Annotated in this window: 18 protein-coding genes; all 18 read right to left on the bottom strand. The window is 42.5% G+C overall.

Annotation, left to right across the window (positions count from 1 at the left end; genetic code table 11):
* Nucleotide 1 precedes the first annotated feature (1 nt).
* Nucleotides 2-2,362 (bottom strand): AIPR family protein, encoded by a 2,361-nt coding sequence (locus C825_RS16840; RefSeq protein ID WP_010803344.1) that lies wholly within the window; start codon nucleotides 2,360-2,362, stop codon nucleotides 2-4.
* Nucleotides 2,359-3,366, bottom strand: a complete 1,008-nt coding sequence (locus C825_RS16845; protein ID WP_010803345.1) for a PD-(D/E)XK motif protein — start codon at nucleotides 3,364-3,366, stop codon at nucleotides 2,359-2,361. The genes C825_RS16840 and C825_RS16845 overlap by 4 nt, the downstream gene beginning before the upstream one ends.
* Nucleotides 3,353-6,157, bottom strand: coding sequence for a Z1 domain-containing protein (locus C825_RS16850; protein WP_010803346.1), 2,805 nt, complete (start codon nucleotides 6,155-6,157; stop codon nucleotides 3,353-3,355). The genes C825_RS16845 and C825_RS16850 overlap by 14 nt, the downstream gene beginning before the upstream one ends.
* Nucleotides 6,154-7,623, bottom strand: a complete 1,470-nt coding sequence (locus tag C825_RS16855) for an ATP-binding protein (protein ID WP_010803347.1) — start codon at nucleotides 7,621-7,623, stop codon at nucleotides 6,154-6,156. Before C825_RS16855 ends, C825_RS16850 begins: the two co-directional genes overlap by 4 nt.
* A complete protein-coding gene (locus tag C825_RS16860; RefSeq protein ID WP_010803348.1) occupies nucleotides 7,613-8,872 on the bottom strand; it encodes a DNA cytosine methyltransferase in 1,260 nt (419 codons plus the stop codon). The genes C825_RS16855 and C825_RS16860 overlap by 11 nt, the downstream gene beginning before the upstream one ends.
* Nucleotides 8,873-9,062: 190 nt before the next feature.
* Entirely contained in the window at nucleotides 9,063-9,209 is a 147-nt protein-coding gene (locus tag C825_RS16865; RefSeq protein WP_228100164.1) for a DUF3408 domain-containing protein, read from the bottom strand.
* Between the two features lie 178 nt (nucleotides 9,210-9,387).
* Nucleotides 9,388-9,609, bottom strand: a complete 222-nt coding sequence (locus tag C825_RS16870; RefSeq protein WP_044214473.1) for a hypothetical protein — start codon at nucleotides 9,607-9,609, stop codon at nucleotides 9,388-9,390.
* 288 nt (nucleotides 9,610-9,897) lie between these two features.
* Nucleotides 9,898-10,383, bottom strand: a complete 486-nt coding sequence (locus C825_RS16875; protein WP_010803351.1) for a hypothetical protein — start codon at nucleotides 10,381-10,383, stop codon at nucleotides 9,898-9,900.
* 109 nt (nucleotides 10,384-10,492) lie between these two features.
* Nucleotides 10,493-10,774: an HU family DNA-binding protein gene (locus C825_RS16880; RefSeq protein ID WP_010803352.1), complete on the bottom strand. Its 282-nt coding sequence runs from the start codon at nucleotides 10,772-10,774 to the stop codon at nucleotides 10,493-10,495.
* Nucleotides 10,775-10,837: 63 nt separating this feature from the next.
* Nucleotides 10,838-13,399, bottom strand: coding sequence for a DUF4906 domain-containing protein (locus tag C825_RS16885; protein WP_010803353.1), 2,562 nt, complete (start codon nucleotides 13,397-13,399; stop codon nucleotides 10,838-10,840).
* A 44-nt stretch (nucleotides 13,400-13,443) separates the two neighbouring features.
* Complete coding sequence (locus C825_RS16890) at nucleotides 13,444-14,631, bottom strand: BF2992 family fimbrillin-A clan protein (RefSeq protein WP_010803354.1); 1,188 nt, start codon at nucleotides 14,629-14,631, stop codon at nucleotides 13,444-13,446.
* Between the two features lie 31 nt (nucleotides 14,632-14,662).
* Nucleotides 14,663-15,784: a fimbrillin family protein gene (locus C825_RS16895; RefSeq protein WP_010803355.1), complete on the bottom strand. Its 1,122-nt coding sequence runs from the start codon at nucleotides 15,782-15,784 to the stop codon at nucleotides 14,663-14,665.
* 21 nt (nucleotides 15,785-15,805) lie between these two features.
* Nucleotides 15,806-17,098, bottom strand: coding sequence for a fimbrillin family protein (locus C825_RS16900; RefSeq protein WP_010803356.1), 1,293 nt, complete (start codon nucleotides 17,096-17,098; stop codon nucleotides 15,806-15,808).
* A gap of 61 nt (nucleotides 17,099-17,159) precedes the next feature.
* Nucleotides 17,160-18,113, bottom strand: a complete 954-nt coding sequence (locus C825_RS16905; protein WP_010803357.1) for a fimbrillin family protein — start codon at nucleotides 18,111-18,113, stop codon at nucleotides 17,160-17,162.
* A 22-nt stretch (nucleotides 18,114-18,135) separates the two neighbouring features.
* Nucleotides 18,136-19,092 carry a fimbrillin family protein gene (locus C825_RS16910; RefSeq protein ID WP_010803358.1) on the bottom strand — a complete coding sequence of 319 codons (957 nt, stop codon included), beginning with the start codon at nucleotides 19,090-19,092 and terminating at the stop codon, nucleotides 18,136-18,138.
* A gap of 30 nt (nucleotides 19,093-19,122) precedes the next feature.
* Nucleotides 19,123-20,043 carry a DUF5119 domain-containing protein gene (locus C825_RS16915; protein WP_010803359.1) on the bottom strand — a complete coding sequence of 307 codons (921 nt, stop codon included), beginning with the start codon at nucleotides 20,041-20,043 and terminating at the stop codon, nucleotides 19,123-19,125.
* 14 nt (nucleotides 20,044-20,057) lie between these two features.
* Nucleotides 20,058-21,317 carry a DUF3575 domain-containing protein gene (locus C825_RS16920; protein WP_010803360.1) on the bottom strand — a complete coding sequence of 420 codons (1,260 nt, stop codon included), beginning with the start codon at nucleotides 21,315-21,317 and terminating at the stop codon, nucleotides 20,058-20,060.
* A 551-nt stretch (nucleotides 21,318-21,868) separates the two neighbouring features.
* Nucleotides 21,869-22,789: a tyrosine-type recombinase/integrase gene (locus tag C825_RS16925; RefSeq protein WP_010803361.1), complete on the bottom strand. Its 921-nt coding sequence runs from the start codon at nucleotides 22,787-22,789 to the stop codon at nucleotides 21,869-21,871.
* Nucleotides 22,790-23,009: the final 220 nt, after the last annotated feature.

The raw sequence follows: 23,009 nt of genomic DNA on the forward strand, positions 1-23,009 counted from the left end.
TCTATTCTTCTGTAAAACCGTGCCTTTTTAGTTTTTCCAAATTCAAATAAAAAGTATATTTTTTGCGGTTGTCTAATGGCTTTCTTCCTTGCAAAACATCGTCCATCACTTTCCATTTCCAATCTTCCAGAACTCGCTTGCGGCGATCCCAATCAACCATTTTTTGAATGAGTTCCAAGGTGATTTCATTTGAATTTGAATTGCTGTCTATTTTCGGCGTTTCTGTTGCAGCTTTTTCTTGTGCTGACAAATCGTCAGCCTCTTCCAATAATTCTATATTGTACTGACAAACGATTTCGAAAATTGATATTGCTTTGTTGCGGTCTGTATCAGACATTTTTCTGTTATTCTTGACTTTATACGCAGTATCGCTTGCTGCTGACTGATAATGAATAGAGAGAAACCCCGAATCGCGTCCCCATGCTTCAATCTTTTTCCAAAGAGAAAAAGGAATTGAACGGATTATGTTTTCTTCATGCTTCTGTGTTTCTTCCGAGTTTTCGATATCAGCTACAAGACTTCGTTTCGGCGGGTTCTTTTCGTCAATCAAATCATCTTTTATCTCATTAACATTAAAACTCCAAGTGTGTGCTTTTACCTGTTCCCAACAGTCTTCTTTCTTTGCCCATTCAATATAATGAGTAACAGGCGATTTTTCCAAAATAAACTTATTAATCTGCTTCATCAAATCATATATACAATCGGAAAGTGGTTGCGAAATTTGCTGATTTTTCCATATCTTATATAGGTTTAATTTGTTTTCTGTTAAAATATTAATCAGTGATAAAGTATAAGGTACAACTACCTGCCGCAATTCACCAATATTGTAATCGTTCTGTTTTGTTCCGTAACGTTTCTCAGCAGTTTTGAAAAGAATACACTTTGCAATCGTATCTTCAAAATATACATTATTGATTTTCTTAATGTTATCAGGCAAATTATCATTAATAAACTTTGCATAATTCTTCTCATTACCTCGCACAACGATATTCGGACTTATCACTAACTTTTTACCGTCCCAAACTTCCTGATAGGCATTGATAAACTTTGCCAACTCAACTTTTGTAAACATCTGACTTTTCGGATATTTACGATCAAATGCACTTTGGCGGGACTTGGTAAAGCCCTCGCGACTACGCAAAGTTTTGTACTGCCCCCGTGCCCGCTCGAAAAACCAGCAGGTTTGCAGGTTGTTTTGAGCCGTTACTGGCGCAAGAATGTAGCGCGATAACTTTTCAAATGCAATCAAAACCGGATTGTTAGCTGAAAAATCAGCATCATTAACCTTATTTTGAGTGTTGGCACAGCGCGAAATATCAGAAACAATATCACTGTACTGTTCAGGATTTTCAATTATTGAAAATTTTACCTGAACGAATATATTTGAAATATCTGCCTTATCTTTCCGGGCTGTGTTATAAATAGAAGCGGTTGTTTGCCCACCGTTCACAATTTGTAAATTACGGATTTTTTTAATATAGCGGTTTGTTTTGTCAAGTTCAATGTAATCGGCAGTGGCTGCAATGCCATTATTAAAGGCAAGAAACATATGCGGTCTGGTTTTTATCGTGTTGCGAATGCCTTTGTTTATTTTACCTGTAAATTGCAGAAACGACCTTACATTTTGTTCTAACAGTCGTGCTCCATATCGTTCATACAGCTTTGACAGACAAGTACCCGAAATAATCGCAATATATGCCTTGTAATCTTTATTACCTGTATTTGCTGACAAACAGGGGATTACAAAATTTTCGCCCTCGAAATTATCAAAATCTAATTCAATTGGGACGCGTGACTGCTCGGAAATTTTATACAGATAATTTATGTCTATTACCCTGTAAAACACATTGTAACCACAAATCTGTACACTCGGCGGGAACTCGCCCTTGTATTCGCCATTAGTTAAAATCATGGCATTGACGCGCACAAGATTTTCTTTGAGTTCAGGAAAATTTGCCAAAGTATTGGCAAACTCAAAGATTGGCGACGATTCCGCAACTTCATTAACATAGTCGTTGTAAATAGCTTTACGAAAAAAGTTTATAATTCGTTTTGTTGCTGTGTCAATATCTGCTTTAGCTACTGTTTTTATTTCTCCAGAACTATCAAAAATGGAAATAAACAAATCAACTGTTTCGTAATTATCGGATATGGCATAAGCATTGATTTTATGCTGATTGCGTGTTCCTAATGCCTTTTCATCGTAGGCAATAGCAGCATTTTCAGTTTCGCCTGCCTCTGCAAGCATATCAACGGCAATGCGGGTAAAAGTCTGTTCTTGTGTGTCGCCTTCTTCGTTACTAGCCTGCAATGCTACAATATCCTGAATTAGAGATTGATAGTATTTGTTTATTTCGTTCATAAGAATTTAACCGTATTAAAAAGTTGATTTTCAGAAACTAAATACTCATCATACATTGCGAGAATGATTGAGTATTTTACATCACTCACACCACGGCGCAGTTCGTTCTCCTTAATTCTTGGAAAATCGTTTTCGATTTTGTAAAAATTTTCGTTGCGGACTTGATAAAATCTGTCCTGATAAAACGACTCGTGCTTGTCTAAATAGCCAGCTTCAAATAGTTTAGTATTAAAAAGCGACAATGCAGGTGTGTCATTTTCAAGTTTTTTACGAATTGCTGCGATTTTCTGGCAAAGTGTCTGACCGTTGCCGTTTGATACTTCAACCGAAAAATGATATAAAAACAGGTTTTCAAGCAATGTTTCGTCTAACTGTCTTTCGCCGTTAATAGTGACTTTCTGTGGATTGTTGGTTGAGGTAGTTTTTACCTCGACCGCCCAAGTACTACCTTGAAAATCGCGCATTGCCTTATCAACGCCTACCCAAGTATGCAGTACATCGCAGGGAGGAGTGCAGTTTTTTGCGAGAAACTTTTGTAAAAAGTGCAACTCGCCGTAAAGCCCTTGTTGTTCGGCGGATGTTAGCCCCGTCGAATTGTTTTTCTCAAAAAGTATTTTCCACTTTTCTAACTGATTGACAACAGTACGACAGATTTTCTGTTCGGTGTTGAGTTTGATAATCGACTGTATCAGATTTTCGCACAGCGTTGCAAAAATGTCGCGGCTGTTAGGGTGCAAAAGTTGAATTATCATCAGGTGAGAATTTAAGAAAGTAGTGTCAGTCAACAATATTACTTTCAATTCTCGCAAGTTGTCAAAAGATGAAATATCAATGCGTATGTCGTTACTGAATGTGAATGCTATGCCATAATATCTTTCTGGGTATTGAAATGTACCGTAAATATAAAACGGTACATTGCTTGAATACAAGCGCTTTACAAGCCCTATATTTTTTTCTTCTTCTAATGCTTTCCAAAGTTCCAGAATATGATTATTGTTCATCATATACATTATCGTTTTCATTGTCAAACAAAGCTTCTGTTTCCGCAAATTCCGCAACCTGATTCACTGCATATGAAACAGCAATATTGGTGTTGCTGCTCGGAAACGAAATCACAAAACCAATAAATGGCTCGTCCGTTTTACTATATGAAATTGTATCGCTTTGTATTTCACCTAGTTTATTGAGTACATTTGCACAAACAGGATTAAGCGGATAAATAATCAAAAGCAGATTTGTACGCGGGCGGAACTCCTGTCGGACAATTTCGGGAGCGGGATAATCCTTGTCCCACGATTTGTCCAATTCTGCTTTTCGCTGTTGTGTCCTTTTCAATGCAGCATCTAACAAATCATCATCCAAATCGATAAATTCATCGGTTTGATTGCCAACAATATGATTTTTACGAATGTAGTAAGTATTCCAATTCGTATCTTCGGCACGACTACGATTAAAACAGCCAGTCCGTATACCGTTTGAAAAAATGTGCGGCACTTCGGACTGATTTTTATTCATAACAACCACACTCCATGAAGTTAGTTCACCCGCCCGTACAAGGTCGTGAATATAACTGCCAATCATATCCAAATCGACCTTTTTCAAACTGTCAGCAACCTTGAATTTTGAAAAATAATCACAAATATCATCGGACGAAACATTACGCCACAGATAATTATTACCTTTCTGTTCGGGTGTTCCCAATGCAGAAATAAAATTATCGGTTACAATCAAATTTCTTTTCTTAATCCCCTTATCCATTGGTAATTGATAAGTTTCTATCAAACGCCCTGCCCACGAAACAGAAATTTGTTTTGTATATCGCATTTTTGAAATTGAGGTAATTTGCAGGCAGCCGGGATGTGTCCGTACTTTCAAAGCATAATTTTCGGGTGTTCCTCCTGATTCTGCCAAGTAGTTAAATTCGCCTCTTAATTCTTCACTAGCAATAGTAATGTGCCTAAACCACTCGTTTAATTCCTCACTTGTGAAAAGTCGACACAGATCTACATAGCCAGGGCGATAGCCAAACCAACGTCCCATTTGCATAAGTGTATCGTACATTTTTGAAGCCCGCAAGAAGTAACTAACAGACAGCCCTTCCAAAGTCAAACCTCGCGAAAGTTTGTCGCCGCCAATTGCAATTACCGATATGCCTGTTTTCTCATTTTCGTAATAAGTTAAGCAGTCACCCGAAGTACCGTTAATTGATTTTACCTCAACTTTTTGCACAGCTTTGAAAAGCAATGGTTTTATTTCTTCCCAAGAATGAATCGTTAAATTTTTATCAATATTGCCGAATTTTGATTGCTGAATTTCAGTCGTAACGGTTTTGTATGATTTGTAATTTGCAGTGTCATTTTCCAAAATTTTCCTAAACTCTTCCAAAATTGCGGGGTCACTTGCTTCAATCTCATGTTTGTAATAGTTGAAAAGTTGTTCAATTAATTCTTTAATGTGGTTTTGCCACATCTGATAGCGTGAAATGTGGATGAGCATTGAATTATGCTTTGTTCCCTGCCCTCTGGCTATTCGGATTGCACAAGTAACAATGAAACACTTTATAGCAGTTTTCAACGATTCTGGAATATCACTAAAAGTTGGTTTATCATCATCTTTTTTATGTCTCTGTGGCACAAAATAATCATAATCTTTTATAGGACAAACGATTGGCAGTAAGTCGTTGTTTGTATCATCTGGAATTATGGAAGTTCCAAATACCTTCTCCGGACCAATATAATTTGTCGGTGCAGGAATGTTAATGATAAAATCACGAGGAAACAAATCGTCTTCGTTTTGAGGAATAAAGATATTGGCAAACGGCGTAGCCGTATAGCCAATATAGGCGGAACGATTGAACAATGAAATGATTTTGCAAATGTTTTTGTTTATCGCTGTTGGATCTAATTCTTTAACATTGGTGTTGATTGAGGCGTTATCAGCCTCATCATCAATAACCAACAAAGACTTGTTTGTTATTTTGTCGTTAGTAGCTTGTGTTTGCAACCAAGTACACAAGCGTTTCAAAACAGAGGCATTTTTCTTCACTACCAACAAAATGGGCTGCGGCGCATTAAAATTAAAACCAGCTGTATTGGTTGCCCTGCTTGTAAAATCGCCTTTTTCCAAACTCGTTGTATATGAATTTGCAATAGCATTTTCAAACCCCGGAATAAGCCCCACACCTATTTTTGTTGTCTTGTTCATTGTGTAGGCTCTTTCATACTGCGTATCAAAGCCCAAAAAACCTTCGTCTATGCGGTTTTGGGTTTGGCTACGCAGGTTGTTGTGAATACCTGCCAAAACAACAATAAGATTAAAGCCTGCATCGGCAGCTTTGCAAATCAGCCCTGTGTAATTGGCTGTTTTTCCTGACTGTACTTGTCCGACAACAAGCCCTTTTTTAGAAATTTGAATTTCAGAACGTTGCGGGTTAAAAAGTTTATCAAGCACTTTATCTGTCAGTTCGTCCAACTGCAAAATAACACTTGGAGAAAACTTTTTTTGCTTTTCCAAATATTCAGCGTAACGGGTCCAAAACTCCCACTTTGATTTTTGGTCTGCCCGAAAATCTTTCAGCCAAGGCTCGCGGCGTTGCCTGCCTTCCAAAATTTGAAAAGTGTCAATCTTAACGCTGTACATTGAAAGTAAATCGTTCTTCAATTTTACAGTATCAACATCTGAATAAAGCATTTTCGCTTTACTGACTGCTTCGTTTATTTCACTGTCGGTAACACTTACTTTTCTGCCGATTATGCTTTGACAGATTTCTATGACTACTTGATAGTTATCATTCATTGTAATTCGTCTATTAAATCTTCGTAATTGTTAAACGGCTCTATTGTTTTCAAATATGCTTTTGCTTGTTTAAGTGATTTGCCTTGTTTTATTTGATTTTCAAACATCAGAGCAAGCATTGATTTTACAATATCGCCGTACTCGTCTGAAAAATGCGTTTTCTCTTTCTCCTCATTTTCGGCAATTTTGATGTAAATGGCTTTTGTTGGCAGATTTTCTTCTACAATATGCAAAAGATTGTTGATTGCTTGTTCTGGCTGCTTTTTTGCCAACTCTTTCAGATTTTCAATAACAGTGTTCTTTCTATTGATTACGAAAAGCCATTTGCCATCTTTTACCTTTTCTTCCCAGAGCGGTTGAAAATTCTGTCCGGCTCGCTGTTTCAAAATTTTGCCTCTGTGCCGGTAAACTTCACTACCAATGGTACGGACTGATTTTGCATAAGATTTTAATTGCTCACGACAAACCAGGGGCGGGTATGCTTTTGACTTCTTAATATCAATCTGCCATTCGGTATCAAGTTTATTCGGCAAATCAATCTGTATTCGGACTAACTTATAATGTTCTTCCTTGCGAAACAAGCCCAACCAGTCGCCCGCCAAAAGTAAGCGTTTGCCACGATAAACATAAAATCCTTGTTGTGCGAGGTAGCCGTGTATTCCCTCGGCTTTTTTGTATACTTGTTCTGACGAAAAATTATTTTTGTGAGGCAAAACATATCCTTTCATTTTCACACCGCCATTAATATTTTCGGTTGGCTGTTCCTGCCTTTTGTTTTCGTTTGGGCAAAATGGATTCCACGCGGGTATCTCGTTTTCGCCCCAAAAGATTTTGATTGTTTTGTCTTCAATAAATCTATGAAAAGTCATTGCAATATGATTTTTCACCTTATCCAAAGAATCTGAAAATTTACACTTTGCATTATCATCTGTTTCAGCCGTTTGCAGTGGCAAAACTCTGTCTAAATCACTCCAAATAATAAGCGTACCCGATTGCAAATCGTCTAGCTGATTTGTAAATTCTTCGGGGATCCATTGTAACAATTCCCATTTGTCGCTTTGAGCAACATAATCCAAATCCCACGACCAAAACGCAGCGGGAGCGTTTTGGCGCTTGCTTAATACGGAAAGTTTACGACACTGTGAAAATGAAGCGGTTTTTAATCCCAACCCAAAACGCCCTAAATCTGTTTCAGAACGGTCGGACAAAGGATTTTGCGCACCCGGTCGCATTGCTTGGATTATTTCATTGCTACTCATACCATCTCCGTCATCTTTTATGGTAATAACGGACTTACTACCTCGCCACAAGCGATTAATGTATATGCTTTTAGCATTAGCAGAAATAGAATTGTCAATAATATCAGCAACGGCGGTTTCTAAACTGTAACCGATTGCTCGAAATGTTTCTATCATTGAGGCGGCTTCGGGTATAGCTTCTGCCTTTTGTAATTTACTATAGTCCATAAGCAAACTGCTCTTTGATTTTATTAGCTATTTTTTCTGCTAAGACTACAGGCACTGCATTTCCAATTTGTTTGAAAGCAGCAGTGCGGCTGCCCTCGAAATAATAATCATCAGGGAAAGCTTGTATTCGTGCTGCTTCGCGAATGGTAATTGAGCGAATTTGTTTTAATGATGGATAAATATAATAATGCCCATCCATGGCTATGTGTGCAACGACAGTATGACAGCAACCGTCATGATTGACTACTTGAAAACGATTAAGAAATGATTGCTTATTATTGTGCTTTTGCAATTCAGCCGGTAAATTTGCGTAATTAAGTCTCTCTCTCTTTTCAAGCCACAATTTTATTGCTCGTTTATAAATTTCCAAATCAACCGGATTATGAGGTCTGGCAATATGTTGTGTAGTAAAGTCTAATTCTGTCCGAATTTTTGACCATTCTAAATATTTTGTTGCCGAAGTCTCATATTGAACAAATCCAGTTAAACTACCTTCTCCCTGCTGCCTTTCAGGTAGGTCTGAAAATAAATCGGGCAAAATTTTATATGGATTTTCTTCTTTTTTCAATTCAGGATATTTTAAGTTTAAATCCTTTTTCCAACCAACAATGATAACTCTTTCACGATTTTGAAGAACTCCATAATCAGACGCTTTCAGTTTTCTTAACTCAATTTCATAGCCTGCTTTATCTATTCCTTTTTTTATATTTTCTAAATGGATTCCGTTTTGTGCAGACAAAATTCCCGGCACATTTTCAAAGACGAACATTTTAGGTTCATACCGTTTCAAAAACTGCAAATAATATTTGTACAAAAAGTTACGCGGATCTTTTTTCATGTTTTCGGGATCGCGAGCTCGTCCAACAAGGGAATAAGCTTGACAAGGCGGTCCACCAATAATAAGATCCACTTGTTTGTCTCCTTTAAGTTTATCAACCTTCAAAAATATTTCAGGTAACGTTTTATCTGATATTTCCTTGTTAATTACCGAATCTATTATTTCTTTAGGTACTGTAAGCCAAAGCTTCTCTCCGCTTTCTCCTTCCTGCTTCTCTCTTAGATATTTAACATATTCATCAGATCTATTGTGCTGTATCAGGTAATGGTAAGCCATTCTTGAACGCAATGTATCACAAGCATATTTATTCATTTCAATATGAGCAATAGGGGTAAACCCTGCCCGAATAAACCCCTCGGACAAACCACCTGCACCGGCAAACAAATCTATAAAATTTAAAGCATATGCCATATTTAAATTCTTATATTAAGTATTTCATCCTATATTTTAGTTCATGTTGTACTTGCTTCACAAATTCTTCATTTGCAAAGCTTTTTAGAACCTGCAAACATAAACTAATTAGTGTTATCACTTAATGTTGCAAAGTTATAAGATTATCTTCAAACAAGCGAATAAACTTCATGCAAAGTTTATTATCAATTTATTTCTGATTAAATTTCTTAATCACCCTCCGTTCCAGATGATGCAGCGCCAGATTCTCAATCAATCCCGATACACTCATCTTTCTACCTCCCTGCCTGTATACAACCTCATCGAATCTGGCCCATATATGGCAACTCACAAACATAGGTTTACAGTCATCAATCTTGGAAACCTGTAAGAAGGTCTAGCGGTATTGTTCCAATGCTTCCATCTTTGTCTTTTCGCCGGTGCATTTTTGAATAGGTGTTTTAGCCGAATTAGTGAGTTCAGCTTACTTACTTCACTCTGTATAATCAGTTCACTTGCCGTATTTTACGCTTCGTTTATATTTGTTGCGGTTCTGAAATTATTGCTTTCACTTGTTCCGTCGTGTTTTCCACTCTCAGAATACCCTTTAACGGTTCGCTCATAGACCAGTTGAAGTTCAAAACACTTATTGCATCAACACCTTCAATTTTCAATCTCTTAGCCATACTATCTCTATTTTTATTCGTTACTGTTATTTTTTCTTTTTCGAGGTGGAATATCGAAGTGATCGTTGCCATTTCAGTAGCTATTCCTGTAAAGGGGTTAGCGGGTACAAGCTTTATCGGAAGAAATGTATGAAAAGCTAATAAGTGAATATCAAAAAAGATTGAATTTATCGGATAAAGAACAATAAAATGAAGTACTTGTTATGGAATACTATTAAGTCCACTTTCAATACAAGCAAAGTCAATAGTACTACTCAATCAAACATTTCAAAAAAATTATGTTTACTTTTATATTCCTTAGAACAAATGAAATTAGGTTTGTATTTCCTCTGAAATCGATAATGAAAATTTTCTCATTCATTACCCCTCGCAATAATCCCCCACCCTCACCTTCCCCGCCAACACCAGCACCTCCCCACTAGTAATCCCCCCTTTACTGATATGTCCAGCAAGCGTACCGATCTTGCCGCAAATTAGGAAACAGATAAGAACAGACATTGATAAATGATTTATTGAAGTTTGTGCGGTACGCTCTACTACTTCCGTAAAATGGAGCATCCGGATAAACAAGACGGGAAACTGGAGGGGGCAACGGAGACAGGTCATCACTGTTTTTTCAATGATGAAATCAACATATGACTGCCGATCATGGACGATAACTTCTTCGATAAACTTCTGGTGTTTTTTAGGCAAGGTTACCCATACAGTAAATGCTAACTTGTAAATTTTTTCAAGCAAATGGTTACGCCCTTCCTTCGACATTTTATCAAGATTGCGGTTAAACTCGTTCACGTCTGGGACTTTTCCGTTGGGAAATAAGGCTTCTAATTTGTTTTGTTTCTTCATGATGTATCTAATAGGCGTTAATAAATAATTGAGGGGAATAAAAATAGAAGCAGGGAGACACAGAGTTGATTTCTATAAGGTTAATTCGTCCGTGTCTCCTACTTGTTATCTATTTGGATGAGTTCAAATCCCTTAGAAAAAACTTTCCAGGTTTGAACTTGACACTTGTACGTGGCGGTATCACACAGGAAATACCTGTTTTCGGGTTTCGTCCTTCACGTTCTCTTTGTATCCAGGGAGTAAAACACCCGAAGCCCTGAAGCATAACAGAAGTATCCTGTTTAATCGCTTCAGTCACCATTTCCTGAAAGGTATTTAGAAATTCTCGCGACTGGCTCTGAGTTATATGCATTTTCATCGCTAGCTTATTTACTAAATCTGCTTTATTCATAATATGTTGTATTTAATTATTACATCTTATTTTTAAATTTCAATAATCTTACTGTGTTTGGGATTATTTAGGCCGGACACAACGAATATAGTCGCTGTTGGTATCTAAATCGCTGCCAATATCACCATTACCTAAGTGCTTGACATAACGACCGTAGACACCACCAGTAGTACTACACCAGTAGTAATTGCTTACGAACGCAGTGAATCCTATTACGGATTGTAACGAACCTTTATTTGAATACATAATATTCAGTTCATTCAGCGTAGGCACACGCCAGTCCTCCTTCCCTTCTGCAATCAAATTAAGACAATAACTGTTAGCAGCACTAAAAGTCATCCTACCGCCATCAGTCTTACAGACCTGGAGATTACCAACATAAGCCGGAATTTCTGCCACTTGCGTAGCCGTGACCGTAGCTGTACGCGCTGGACTTGCTCCCGTAACTGCCACTGTAAATGAACCCGTACGTTCAGCACCGGTATTGACAGAAGCCGTAAATGTTAACATACCGCTACCAATACCACCTGTAGGACTCACGGTTATTCCATTATCAGTTTCAGGAGATATAGTCCATGCCAGACCGGTAGTAGCAGTAACCGAACCAGTAGTGGTGGTGGCTGCAGCATCTATTGTTGTTGTTGCATTGGTAGTACTAAATTCTGAAGCACTCTGATTTATGGTGATCGTTCCTGTCGGGCCTGCAGTCTCATCGCCCGCACGAACAGTGATTTCACCGCTTCGCTGGGTTGACGACAGATTTAAAGACACTTCAAAAGTGATGTTCTGGGCATTTCCGGTCGTCGGATTACCCGACGTTGTTCCGGTGAGTGTGAACCAATTACCATTCGTTATACTAGCTGCCCAGTCCAAACCGGCTGTAGCAGTAAACGCCGATGTCTGACCGACTGCCGCTTCTGCGCTCATATTGACTGTTGAGCCGGTTACTGTAGCCCCTGCCTGTTCGACGGTTATTTCCTGCTTCAGACTTGTATAGCTGGCATCCCCTACCGAAGCACCGGCTTTCACTGTTATTTTACCGCTACGTACCTGTGCCCGCGGATTAATGGCAATAGCCTTTACTTTTAACGGTTGTGCTCCGTCTGTTGCTTCAGCTCCTGAAGAACCCGGATTGGTTTCCGACCAATCCAGCCAGCCGTCGCCACTTAAGGAAGCCAACCATTGCAAACCTTCGGTAGCCGTAAAAGAAGAAAACCCTTCAGAGCCGGCTTCTGCATCCAGTGATATATCACTTTCTTTTGTCAGGGTAGAACCTGCCTGAACGATCGTTATCTCCTGATCGACACCATTGACTTCAATATTAAAAGAGACAGATCTGTTTTCTGCTTTCGGATTCGCTTCCACAGCCTTGAATACCACATTAGCTGGTCCCTGATGTGTAATGGTTGCACCGGAAGGAATATTTTGGCCGTCCAACATGGCTGACAGCCAGGCAGGCATATCGAACACCCACGGCTGCCCCGGACGAGCTGTGATCTGTATCTCTTTTTCACCACCTTTTTTAGCCGGCATTTTAGTAGGGTCGACTACGATAGGAGGTATCTCACCGACGGTAATACGCTCGTCGGAAACATCTATGCCTATCAAAGTAACATCCATCGTGTAACGGGAGTTACGCACAATATCGTAATTGTTCCTATCGCTACCCGGATAAAACCGGAAAGTAACATCCCCATATGTTACACCGCCTTGTTCGGCAGTTCCGGTCAACTCGATACAGGTAGCATTCGTTACACCCTGACCGGTCTTCTTTTTCTCCGAGTCGACAGCATTTTCACCACTCACAGTACCCGCCATATTCTCCGGCAGATACCAATAGACAGTAGCGCCTGTCTGGTTAACCGTACCCGTATATGTATTATAACTGATCCCTCCTGTTGTCAACTGTTCCGTTGGCGCTTCCACCTGCGATACGGTCGGGGCATTTTTCAAAACTAAGGAAGTAGGCCTAAATGTAAAATCAGCACTTGTTGAATAAGTAAACGTAATCGCAGCGATAAGGCGGGTCAATGCCACCATTATATTTCTTACACCACCGGCCGCCACTTCACCTTCCCAATATCCCATCATTTTACATAAATTATTGTCAGGTAATCCCTCGGCCGTAGAAACATAAGTCAACGTATGTTTCTTCAAGATCGCTTCAGTGGCTATCGCCCCCAGGTCACCCGCATTCGATACGAAATAGACACGGCTCCTGCTACCATTATGGCTCTGTTTCAGTTTTAGATTGACTGTAGTACCGGTCATAGAAGGGATATACTGGTTGAACAAACGCGTGCCTGTTGCTACATCATACTGCCCGACCCACAGACTGGCGATCCGGCTTTCCTGTATTTCAGACAACGGAGCAGCAGCTTTTGTCCGTACCGTATCCTTTGCACCTACTGCCAGCGTATCCGACTCGATCGTACCTTCAGAAGTAAAAATGATGCTACGGGTAACAGGAGTACGGTTAGCCAACACATTCAGGATAAACCCGGCATCCACTTCTTTAAGGGCATGAAGCGGAATATCATCTTCTTCCACATCCGTCTGTGTACAACTACCTGCGACCAGTAAGATCAGATACACAAACAACCATGTTTTACTTACTCGTTTCATTGTATTTCGTTTTTATTGTTTCAAAATAGCTCACTCAGTTATTCCTAAATTGGCATACTACCCCTTCCTCCGATCTCCCCATTTCCGCTCCAGACTATTTCTGCCCATTGGGCAACGGTTACAGTAGTACCTATTCCTTCGTTGATGTCAGGGTCGGGATAAGGAGTGTCGGGACCTCCCACATTGTCGTCTCTGAAAGCTATTGCATTCCAATCGAGTACCTTCATAATCAGGCTGCTTTCATTATTCTTCACTTCGAGGGTAAAAATGTACCGCTTACCTTCGTCGAAAGAGATATTTTGGTCGATAGTAGCCTTGAGGGTAGCTGCCTCATTGTCTCTTACCACGGTTATCTCTACCTCGAAAGGCTGGTTGTCTTTGGGAAGGACGACACCTTTTGTTTTGTTCAGGCCGCAGTTCTCGGGATCAGAACCAGGATCGACCGGTTCAAATTCTTCTGTAGCAAATGTAACTTCCGCATCCACCCCGATACCGCCTCCCGTAGGAAGAATACCCGTATCCGTACCTGCCAGCAGGACAGCCCCCGAAGACGATATATTTCTTATTACAAGAGAAGTTCCGTATAACCGATCGAAAGAAAGAGCATTATCGGGTGAAGGGACCACATTGAATACCAACATCGCACATTTCCGGCTAAAAGTTCGGAGTGCCACTTGTCTGGCGGTCTTCGTCACAGCCACACCACGAACAAAAGAGGTCATTACATCCTCTTTATGGGGAATACCGGTTACCCTATAGAAACCGTCATTCCCTTGCAATAGCGGCCGTGCCGGGGAGACTGCATAGAAATCGTACATACCATTCCTGACAGTCAAACCCTTGGCTGTACCCACCGTTTGCTCTCCGTTCCCATTCACGCAGCAAGGGGATAAACTGCCGTCATCCCCTACCACGTAGGTTGCTTCAAACGAGGGGGCTACCGTAGAGAAGGAAGCTTCTGCCGACACATCTCCTACATTACCGGTGAAATAAGCCCCGATACGTACGGTTGCCCCGGCTGGTAAAGGCGTTGGAGGTGGGGTGGTAACCTCTCCGGCACGGGTCAGGAGTTCCGGCACGCCCAAATTGGGCTTGCCGAAACTAAGGGCTACCGGCCGGCTCTCTTCCGGTACGATCTCCTCTACCGGTTCCGCCGTACACCCAACCAGCAATATACCAGCCAGTAGCCACAACAAGTATAACAGATATAACTGTACTCGATTCCGTTCCATTTTATTTCGTCTTTCGCATTATTTTGTTTCACTATTCCACAGGAACATCCGTTGCACCGCCCTCTGCCCAACCAGCTACTTCAACATTAGTAATACTGATACCTTGCGGAGATAGCTGGATGTTGTAGATATAATTGTTCCCCTTCAACCAGTTGGCAATAAATGTGCTTACACCGCCGCCTGTCACCGGAGCCATCGTAAAAACAGAACCATTGTCAAGCGTCAGCTCCAACGTCACAGGGACGTCCGCCACCGGTATAACCATCCCGAAAGCCTGTATGGCAACCTTACGGATATCATCCTCACCAGCACCAACCCCCGTTCCAACTCTTCGCAGGTCGCCGTCTGCTGTAAACCACAACTCACCCACTGTCGCCATCGTTCCTCCCAATTCCCCCGTTGCCAGGTTCAGCTTCGCGGAAGTCGACTTTTTAAAACCGCTGTTACTTTTCAACACGACCTTCTTCACCCGGCTACCGGCAAACTCCGAACCGCCATCCGTTTCCAGCACACGGAAACTCACTTTTGCCAATGCATGATTCATCGTCAAAGAAACCTCCGGATGCCAACGGTCTACCTCTACGGACACTTTACAATACAGATAATCATCCTGATCGGTTTCCCACTGTATATCGGTCGATGCATCTACCGGATCACTGGTGTCGCTAAAGTAAAACTTCTGTTTATCCAGTACCTTTACACCACTCATGACAGGTACTTTCGGTGTTCCTGACAAAGACACGCTTTTCTCTGCCGGAGCATATCCGTATACGGTTCCTTTCTCCGAAAACAACAAAAGCCTCTCCTCACCCTCCGCCAACTCCCAGCCAGGCAAAACGGCCGCTGTATTGTAAACAAACACCTGTGTATGAGTACCGCTGGCATAGGCGGAACCATTCGCTTTCGTAACCGAAACTCCTACCTGCATAAGCGGATTGGGGTTCACCGGACTAGCTACCGCCCCTCCCGTTGCGATACTTCTCGATTCTATCTCGACCGATAAGCCCAGATTCTTTACGCTCAAAGGAACACCCTCCTCCACATCGCCTTTGCCTTCATTTCCCCCGTCGCCCATAAAGATCGTGGCCTCCGTACAAGCGTTAGCCAGCAGGAAGAAAACAACTGTCGAAAGTGTATATATGAATTGTTTCATGGGCTTTGTTTTTATATATGATTACAGAGGTATTTCGTCCTGTTCGTTGTCCGCCCAGGCTTCAACACTGACATCCATCACCGTGAGTTTGTTACGCCCTGCAGAAAGTGTATAGATGTAATTGTTGTTGGGTTCCCATTGATTACCGGCCAGCGTTACGGGATACACGACGGGAGTATTATCACCTTCTTTAAGCGTGATCTCCAGATCGATTTCATTTTTACCGAAATTGACAGGATACACAATAGCGCTGACCGACTTGGATACAGTCTTACCATTTATCCCACCGGTCGTAGTCCCGGTCTGTATAAAGGCATACTGCCCTTCTCCTGCTTCCACTTGCCGCATCAGGACATAATTAGTGATCGTACGACTCAATTCCGCCGTTGCAACTGTCTCTGTTATCGCACCGTCCGTCAAAGACATTTTTCCACTACCGGTCTTGAACAGATTTGTACCACCGATATGATTCTTAATCGTAAATTTCGTAAAATTCACATTATTACCGCTTAAACGTCCGCCATCGTACACCCGGAAAGAGACCATCGCCATCGCATGTTTCATATCCAGGTTGATCTTGTAACCGGGATTATCCGTATCCAGATTATTAGGTTCATCCTCCGGTGTCACAGGCGAAAATCCGTCGGCACGTCCGTTATTTACATAGCGTCCGCCATCCGCACCAAAATACAGGTAGTCTTTTTCTGTCGGCAAACTGAGATTGACCAGGTCAGTCCTCGCTGTAGATGCCCATGCACCCGCGTTCCAATACTTCTTCGCATTATTTCTTTGAGCGTTTATCTCACCGCTACTCAAAACCGTTACGGGTATTTTAAGGTCGGCTTCCGCATTTACATTTGTAAGAGTATTGGTTATAGTTACATCATACGGATAATAAGCATATACTCTACCTATATCCTTCGTCAGATAATAAGGAGACTCGTTCGTATCCGCAAAAGTGGCTCCTTTTGTTTGTATGGAGATCCAATTCGCTCCCCTTTCATCACCCATATACCATACATGGTGGCCGGTATAGTCCGTTCCATCAGGTGTATACCAGCCATTTGCAGCCTTATTCGTTATCAATACGCCTAATCCCGGAGCTTCAGTCGTATAATTGGCATAGGTAATAAGGTCACCGCTCACGACCGATTTAGTTGCCGATCTGGTTCCGGCTTCCACCTTTAGATTAGGTGAAATACCTAAAGCTACCTGATCGTCGCCGCCGGAATCGATCACTTCCGTTTCTGTTTCCGAGCAACCTGTTGCTGCCACCAGGGCTATAGCTATAACCCACATTGTTGTTGTTTTCATTTTCGTTTGTTTTTTAATTATACATTAAAGAAAATCATACTTAATTATGTCAGCCATCCTTTCAGATGGGTAATTCATCAGCATCGTGATCCGTCCAGGGTTCTACGCCGACAAAAGATGTTTGTATACGGGTACCCGTTGTGAAAAAAAGCGAAACGACATGTCGTTTGCCAATCTGAAAACCATCTTCTACGGTAATGGATACAGACGTTATCGTTTCTATCTCATTCCCTTTTCCGTCTTTCGTCGTGGTTATCTCCAACCGGAGCGGATTCCCGTCCGTCCCTACAGGCAGCGATGCGGGAAGCAGGATATATCCTTGCGCATCAAGCAGTCCTTCCCCTTCATCCACCTGCGGGAGAAATAATCCGGTTATCCCTTGCACGATCACATTTTTTATTACTTCAGCGGAAGATACATCCGTCAACCGGGGAGACTCATCCGTACAATCGAGTTCCTGACGGGTATGGACTCCCACTGCTTCTATCTTTACGATCTCTCCCCACAGCACCGCCCGGTCGCTATAGCAAACCAACCCGACCTGTGTCAGCAAATGACGGAACAGGCAGGTCCTCACAGGAGCATAAGCGGTTGCAGAAAGGCATCCCGTTGCCATGATATCCGTCATCCCGTCTAAAGTAAAAATCACCTTACCTGTTACCGGATCGACCTCATTCTCCACCGGATAATAACCGTGCAGACGGATATGGCTTCCATCAGCCGGATATAACTGGGGTATCTCAAACCGGATCGGACGGTTCCCTGCCCCTCCGCTACGGACAGCTTTGTACAGACTCCACGCACCGTAGGTATTACCTGTTTCATCCTGACGCACAAAACAGATATCCAGATCCGTTTCATAACCGGAATCGATTACAACGCGGGTAGACAAGCCGATCGCCCCTTCCAGGTTAACCGCCGTTTCAGGAACTAACTGCGGTGTAGGATTGCTGTCCGAACAGGCGGTGATACCTGAAAGGATAACGACGGTTGCTATGACTATCGGTTTATTCATTCTATTACTATTCGATTTTTTATTATTCTCCGGGGGTTATAATGGAACTTCCGCCATTACCCGGCTGCCAGACGGCAATACCGGCCTCTGCTATGATCGTGCCGTCCTCCGCAAAGGTGAGCGTGATCAGGTGAGATTGTCCCGCCTGTACCCCACCATCAATATTCGTTATAGAAACAGGCAGTGTTTTTACCTCTCCGCCGTAAGTAGCTTTCACTTCCAGGTCGATCGCAGCCGCAACCGTTCCCATATCCGCTACCGGATAAAGCATCAGGTAGCCGGTCCGGGGAGTAGCCTGACCGACAACCGAGACAGCCGCCGGACAGTTCTTTACCAATAAACTCTTATTGGCAACACCGATAGCCGTTAAGCTGGCGCCCGTCGTTTTATCGAGCGAAAGTGTCAATTCTGTGGTTATATTTTTTATCGTTATGGAAGTGACTGCCGTCCATTTGGCAACAGCTTCAGCAGAACCCACGCAAATAAATTGCAACTGGGTAAGCAGGTGATTAAAGGTGAATACTTCGAACGGGGCTGCCAACCATCCTGTCTGTATCTCCGTTGCCATAATATCTTCATCTCCGGTAATCGTGTAAACGACACGTAACGGATTGGCCGTCCCTGCTTCCGGAGTCTTGCGGGGATAGTAGCCGATCAGGACCGACACTCCGTTTGCCGCCAGATAGTTTTGTTCCTGCTCGAAAGTGATCGCCGTATTACCTGCACCACCGGTACGGATAGCATCGATCGACGGCATATTCCAGTTTGTCCCTGCGGGCAGGTTATCGATCCGGGCAAACGACACATTCAGATCCGTGCCATAACCGGCATCGATCACCGCACGGGTAGTTTCTCCGATACCCGCCGTTATGCGGATCGCTTCTTCACTATTTGCCGTCACCGGCTCTTCTGTGTTGGTACAACCTACCAGAAAAACGGCGACCAACATACTTGCTGCTAAAAATTCACTTGTTCTCATATTATACCAGTGTTTAATTGTTATTCCATTTCAGGGATCGACGATACCCGAACCTTCATTTCCTTTTTTCCATTCCGCCAGCAGAATAGTCAAGCCGCCTATTTCATCGTACCTGACCGTCAGGTCGAGTATCACCGAAAACGTATTCTCTATGAATGCGTTACCGATCTCTTCTGTAATATCGATCGACGTGGAAACTTCTATTCCGTCCGCCAGTTCCATGTCCAACAGGAGACTGACCGGACTGCTACCGGCATCCTTTTCCGGCAGGCTGAACAGATTCTGTATCGTGGTATATACTCCGGAAGAGGTTAACTCAGACTCGAATACCATAAAGGCAGATGTACCGGAAAAAGGTTTGCCACTTGAAAGATATACGCCCGGAGATAGACCGGTGAGCCGCCCGGTCAGTTTTTCACATTGAACCACCTCACCCGTCTCTCCGCTTGTGATCTTTATATTCAGCTCCAGCCTGCGAACCACACTGGCGGGACTTAATTCCCGTACTGCAATTTCTTCGCCCCCGATATCGATTTGTTCACAACCGGTACTGTACAAATTACCCGGTTGTGCGATCAAGACCGGTGACGATTTCAGGGAAGATACCTGCCGGGCCCTCCCACAAGCCCCGTCATATCCGTTTTCCGTCTCCAGCAAAACATTCTCACAGTCGGTATTACAAACAACCACTTTATAATATCCCGCCGGAAGTGTTCCTTCATATCCCCAAGCATCCCCACGTCGCACAACGGGACTGCCTGTTCCATCTTTATAGAAATGGTAAGTCATGACCGAAGGCTGTGCTCGGGTTTGCCAATCGAGAAGCAAGCGTACCCGTCCGTTTTCCTCCCAGTCTTCATCCGGCGTATGATAGGTACATGCCGCCAAGGCCAGGGCGCCGACCAGGCATATTACCCATTTCTTTATTCTATCGTTTTTATGTTTACCCATATTCCCCCCTTTCCTTATCTGATTTGAAAACGATATACCAAGCTGACATTCAACCCAATCATAAAACCTGTCGACGAAAAACGGGTTTCCAGATAATTCTTATCGTCCATTTTATCGTAACGGTATTTCTTTCCCTCCGACACCGAACGATAACCTGCCCGTACCCCAGCCTCCATACAGAAACCTTTCCCGAAAGGAATCAGGCAACCAACACTGGCACCTGCCGTCCGGAAACGGCCGGTCCGGCCATAGAGAATATCCTTATCCGGATCGATCGCACTGCCCCGTATGTCAAAATCGCCGTACTCGCCGAACAATCCGGTATTAAGCCACACAAACTCACCCGGACGCAATGGCCACACACGGGGTTCGATGGAAAAAGAAGAGACAGACCAGTGGTCGCGTACCTTATTCTTATAAGAGAAATCGGAATACATGCCTGATACGGCAATCGACCAACGGTCGGCAAAAAAGTATTCCAGTGCCAGATTCGGCATGAAAGACCCGGTTTCTATCTTTGTTTCACCGGTTCCCAGACGCACCGAAGGGACTACTGTACACCACGGAAACAAATTGGTTTTAATGGCAAGATATGCAGCTTTGCGTTCCGCTTTCCCCACAACGACTGGCTGTTCCACCGGTGTCGCTCTTGTTTCTTCCGGTACAATTATCTTATGCTCTGTTTTTACCCGCAGGGTATCCGCTACCGATGCCAGCCGGTAATCTTCCAGTTCCGTCCGGTCAAAAAGAGGATCGTCTATACGATACACTTCACGGTCATAACCTCCCTTCTCTCCACGGCGGTACAGGTCGACATAAGGAACGACACCATATCGGTCGATCGCCGCTTTTATCGCAACCGGGTAACGGCTCTCACTGTAATGGATCGAGGTATTGGCAAACCACGGAAGTGGTTTATATACCTCATACACATGCACCCGATCACGGTAACTGCCGCTACGGTCGATATAAAAAGCAACACATTCGTGAGGAATATCGAAACGGACCTTCAGATAAGCACGGATACGGTTCGCGCGCAGGAAAGCTTCATTGATCACCGACTCTTCTTCACCACCGTAGGCATCCACATGCGAAACGATTAAAAGGTGGGAGTTGCCTTTCAGCAAACGATTGCGGGAAGCATCGAGTAATCGCCCCATCCGTTCCAGTTGGTAAGCATTGTCGCCATAATCTGCCAGGAACATATCGCTGTTCTCCCTGAAAGAGAATAAAAAGGACTCCGCCTTATGATAAGTCGTTGTCTGCGCAGTCATACCTGTTTTTAGCAAACAGTAAACCAGCAACAGAAAAATCCGTTTCAACGGGATTTGACAATATGGTATTTTTATCCTATACATATATTATATCAATACTAGCCTTTGATTATCCGTTTAACCTCTAAATAGCTTCCTTATTTATATAATAAGGAAAAGGATAAAAAGCACCTCGGTTTTAAGGGGGATTTAATGAGTTTTACCCCTGGGATATTTTGGATTGATGTCTTATTTCAATATTTTGTGGAGTAAAAACATGTAAAAATGATAACAGTTTTTTTCAAACGGATATTAATAAGACAGCAGTCTTCACCCGCCTTATGTCTTATTCTTTGAAAATTATGATTTAAAGGTCACAAGCAGGAAACTAGGTTAATTAATACAAATTCTATATGTTTTTTTTAGGATTTTACCCAAAAGCTTTGTTTTTCCACAAGATTCTTCCTATGTTTGCAGAGCATTCAAACTCTTTTGCGAAATCCACAAGTTGTAAAGGCTTGGATATGAAATAAAAAGAGAGGGAATTACCTTATTATATAAATAAGGATAATTTATGCAGCCATCAGTTCCTTCACACCTTCAGAAACCCTTTTATTTGCTTCTCCTACCTTACCTGCATCAAAAGCAGACAAGTAAATGCGTGTCATTTTTTCGGAAGAATGCCCCAGGGCTTGGCTGATAATAGCGATCGGTATCCCCAGATGATAAGCCGCAGATGCCCAGCTATGGCGAAAAACATACGTCGTCAATTTTGCAGATAAACCCAATAAGACCTGTACATCTGCCAGATATTGATTTTCCTGTGCCAGACATTGTTTATACTGTTCATGCGTAGCTCCCTCCTGTAACACAGGAAAAAGATATTTGGAATCCGCCCGTCTGTAACGATCGATCAGTAACTGCATAGGCTCCGAAACTTCCATCTCGATCAGTGCACCTGTTTTTTGCCGGCGATACGACAACACTTTTCCTTCTTCAACCAGGTTCTCCCCTCCTAGACGAACGATATCCGCAAAAGGCATACCGCAAGCCAAAAAAGAAAACAGGGCCATATCCACCGCCAGCTTTTTCTCCGGTTCTTCTTCCAGATCAAGCGCAGCCATCTGCTTGATCACTTCCACCGGAACAGCCCGTTTAACGGTCTCCTCCCGTTGCAACTGCATCCCCTCGAACGGACGTTCCTCAGGCCGCCCTTTCCAACCCCGACAGGCACGGTTGTACATTGCCCGCAAGTTACTAATATAACTATTCATCGAATTTACACGCAGTTTCTTTCCTTTCAAGTACAAGACAAATTCCTGTACAACATCCTGCGTCACATCTCCCAGCAACCCGCTCTTTCCTCCCTCACGAATGAATGCTGCAAAATGATTTCGGGTAGCACGATACAGATCAGCCGTGCTTTCATCCCCATTACTACGCTTCTGCTTTTCCTGCTCAAGCATCAGCCTACAAAAATCTTTATTTCTCATAACTTATTCCTTCTTTGTCGTTATTAATCAAAAAGATAAAGATAAACATTCAGGGCTTGCAGATTGTTCGGTTTTCGCAGTTTCTGCTAACGGCACTATCTCTAAAAAAGCATGTTTTAGAAAGAAAATCACATCTTTCACCATCATTTCCTACCCTCATTTCCACCTTTACACAAATTCATTGCAATGATTCTTCCCGATCATCATAATGCCTTGGGGA

Source organism: Parabacteroides sp. ASF519 (assembly GCF_000364265.2).
Taxonomy (GTDB): domain Bacteria; phylum Bacteroidota; class Bacteroidia; order Bacteroidales; family Tannerellaceae; genus Parabacteroides; species Parabacteroides goldsteinii.

Bases quoted from the DNA above. Each gene is read 5' to 3' on its own strand.
- C825_RS16840 (WP_010803344.1), bottom strand. From the start codon at position 2,362: ATGAACGAAATAAACAAATACTATCAATCTCTAATTCAGGATATTGTA.
- C825_RS16845 (WP_010803345.1), bottom strand. From the start codon at position 3,366: ATGATGAACAATAATCATATTCTGGAACTTTGGAAAGCATTAGAAGAA.
- C825_RS16850 (WP_010803346.1), bottom strand. From the start codon at position 6,157: ATGAATGATAACTATCAAGTAGTCATAGAAATCTGTCAAAGCATAATC.
- C825_RS16855 (WP_010803347.1), bottom strand. From the start codon at position 7,623: ATGGACTATAGTAAATTACAAAAGGCAGAAGCTATACCCGAAGCCGCC.
- C825_RS16860 (WP_010803348.1), bottom strand. From the start codon at position 8,872: ATGGCATATGCTTTAAATTTTATAGATTTGTTTGCCGGTGCAGGTGGT.
- C825_RS16865 (WP_228100164.1), bottom strand. From the start codon at position 9,209: ATGTTTGTGAGTTGCCATATATGGGCCAGATTCGATGAGGTTGTATAC.
- C825_RS16870 (WP_044214473.1), bottom strand. From the start codon at position 9,609: ATGGCAACGATCACTTCGATATTCCACCTCGAAAAAGAAAAAATAACA.
- C825_RS16875 (WP_010803351.1), bottom strand. From the start codon at position 10,383: ATGAAGAAACAAAACAAATTAGAAGCCTTATTTCCCAACGGAAAAGTC.
- C825_RS16880 (WP_010803352.1), bottom strand. From the start codon at position 10,774: ATGAATAAAGCAGATTTAGTAAATAAGCTAGCGATGAAAATGCATATA.
- C825_RS16885 (WP_010803353.1), bottom strand. From the start codon at position 13,399: ATGAAACGAGTAAGTAAAACATGGTTGTTTGTGTATCTGATCTTACTG.
- C825_RS16890 (WP_010803354.1), bottom strand. From the start codon at position 14,631: ATGGAACGGAATCGAGTACAGTTATATCTGTTATACTTGTTGTGGCTA.
- C825_RS16895 (WP_010803355.1), bottom strand. From the start codon at position 15,784: ATGAAACAATTCATATATACACTTTCGACAGTTGTTTTCTTCCTGCTG.
- C825_RS16900 (WP_010803356.1), bottom strand. From the start codon at position 17,098: ATGAAAACAACAACAATGTGGGTTATAGCTATAGCCCTGGTGGCAGCA.
- C825_RS16905 (WP_010803357.1), bottom strand. From the start codon at position 18,113: ATGAATAAACCGATAGTCATAGCAACCGTCGTTATCCTTTCAGGTATC.
- C825_RS16910 (WP_010803358.1), bottom strand. From the start codon at position 19,092: ATGAGAACAAGTGAATTTTTAGCAGCAAGTATGTTGGTCGCCGTTTTT.
- C825_RS16915 (WP_010803359.1), bottom strand. From the start codon at position 20,043: ATGGGTAAACATAAAAACGATAGAATAAAGAAATGGGTAATATGCCTG.
- C825_RS16920 (WP_010803360.1), bottom strand. From the start codon at position 21,317: ATGACTGCGCAGACAACGACTTATCATAAGGCGGAGTCCTTTTTATTC.
- C825_RS16925 (WP_010803361.1), bottom strand. From the start codon at position 22,789: ATGAGAAATAAAGATTTTTGTAGGCTGATGCTTGAGCAGGAAAAGCAG.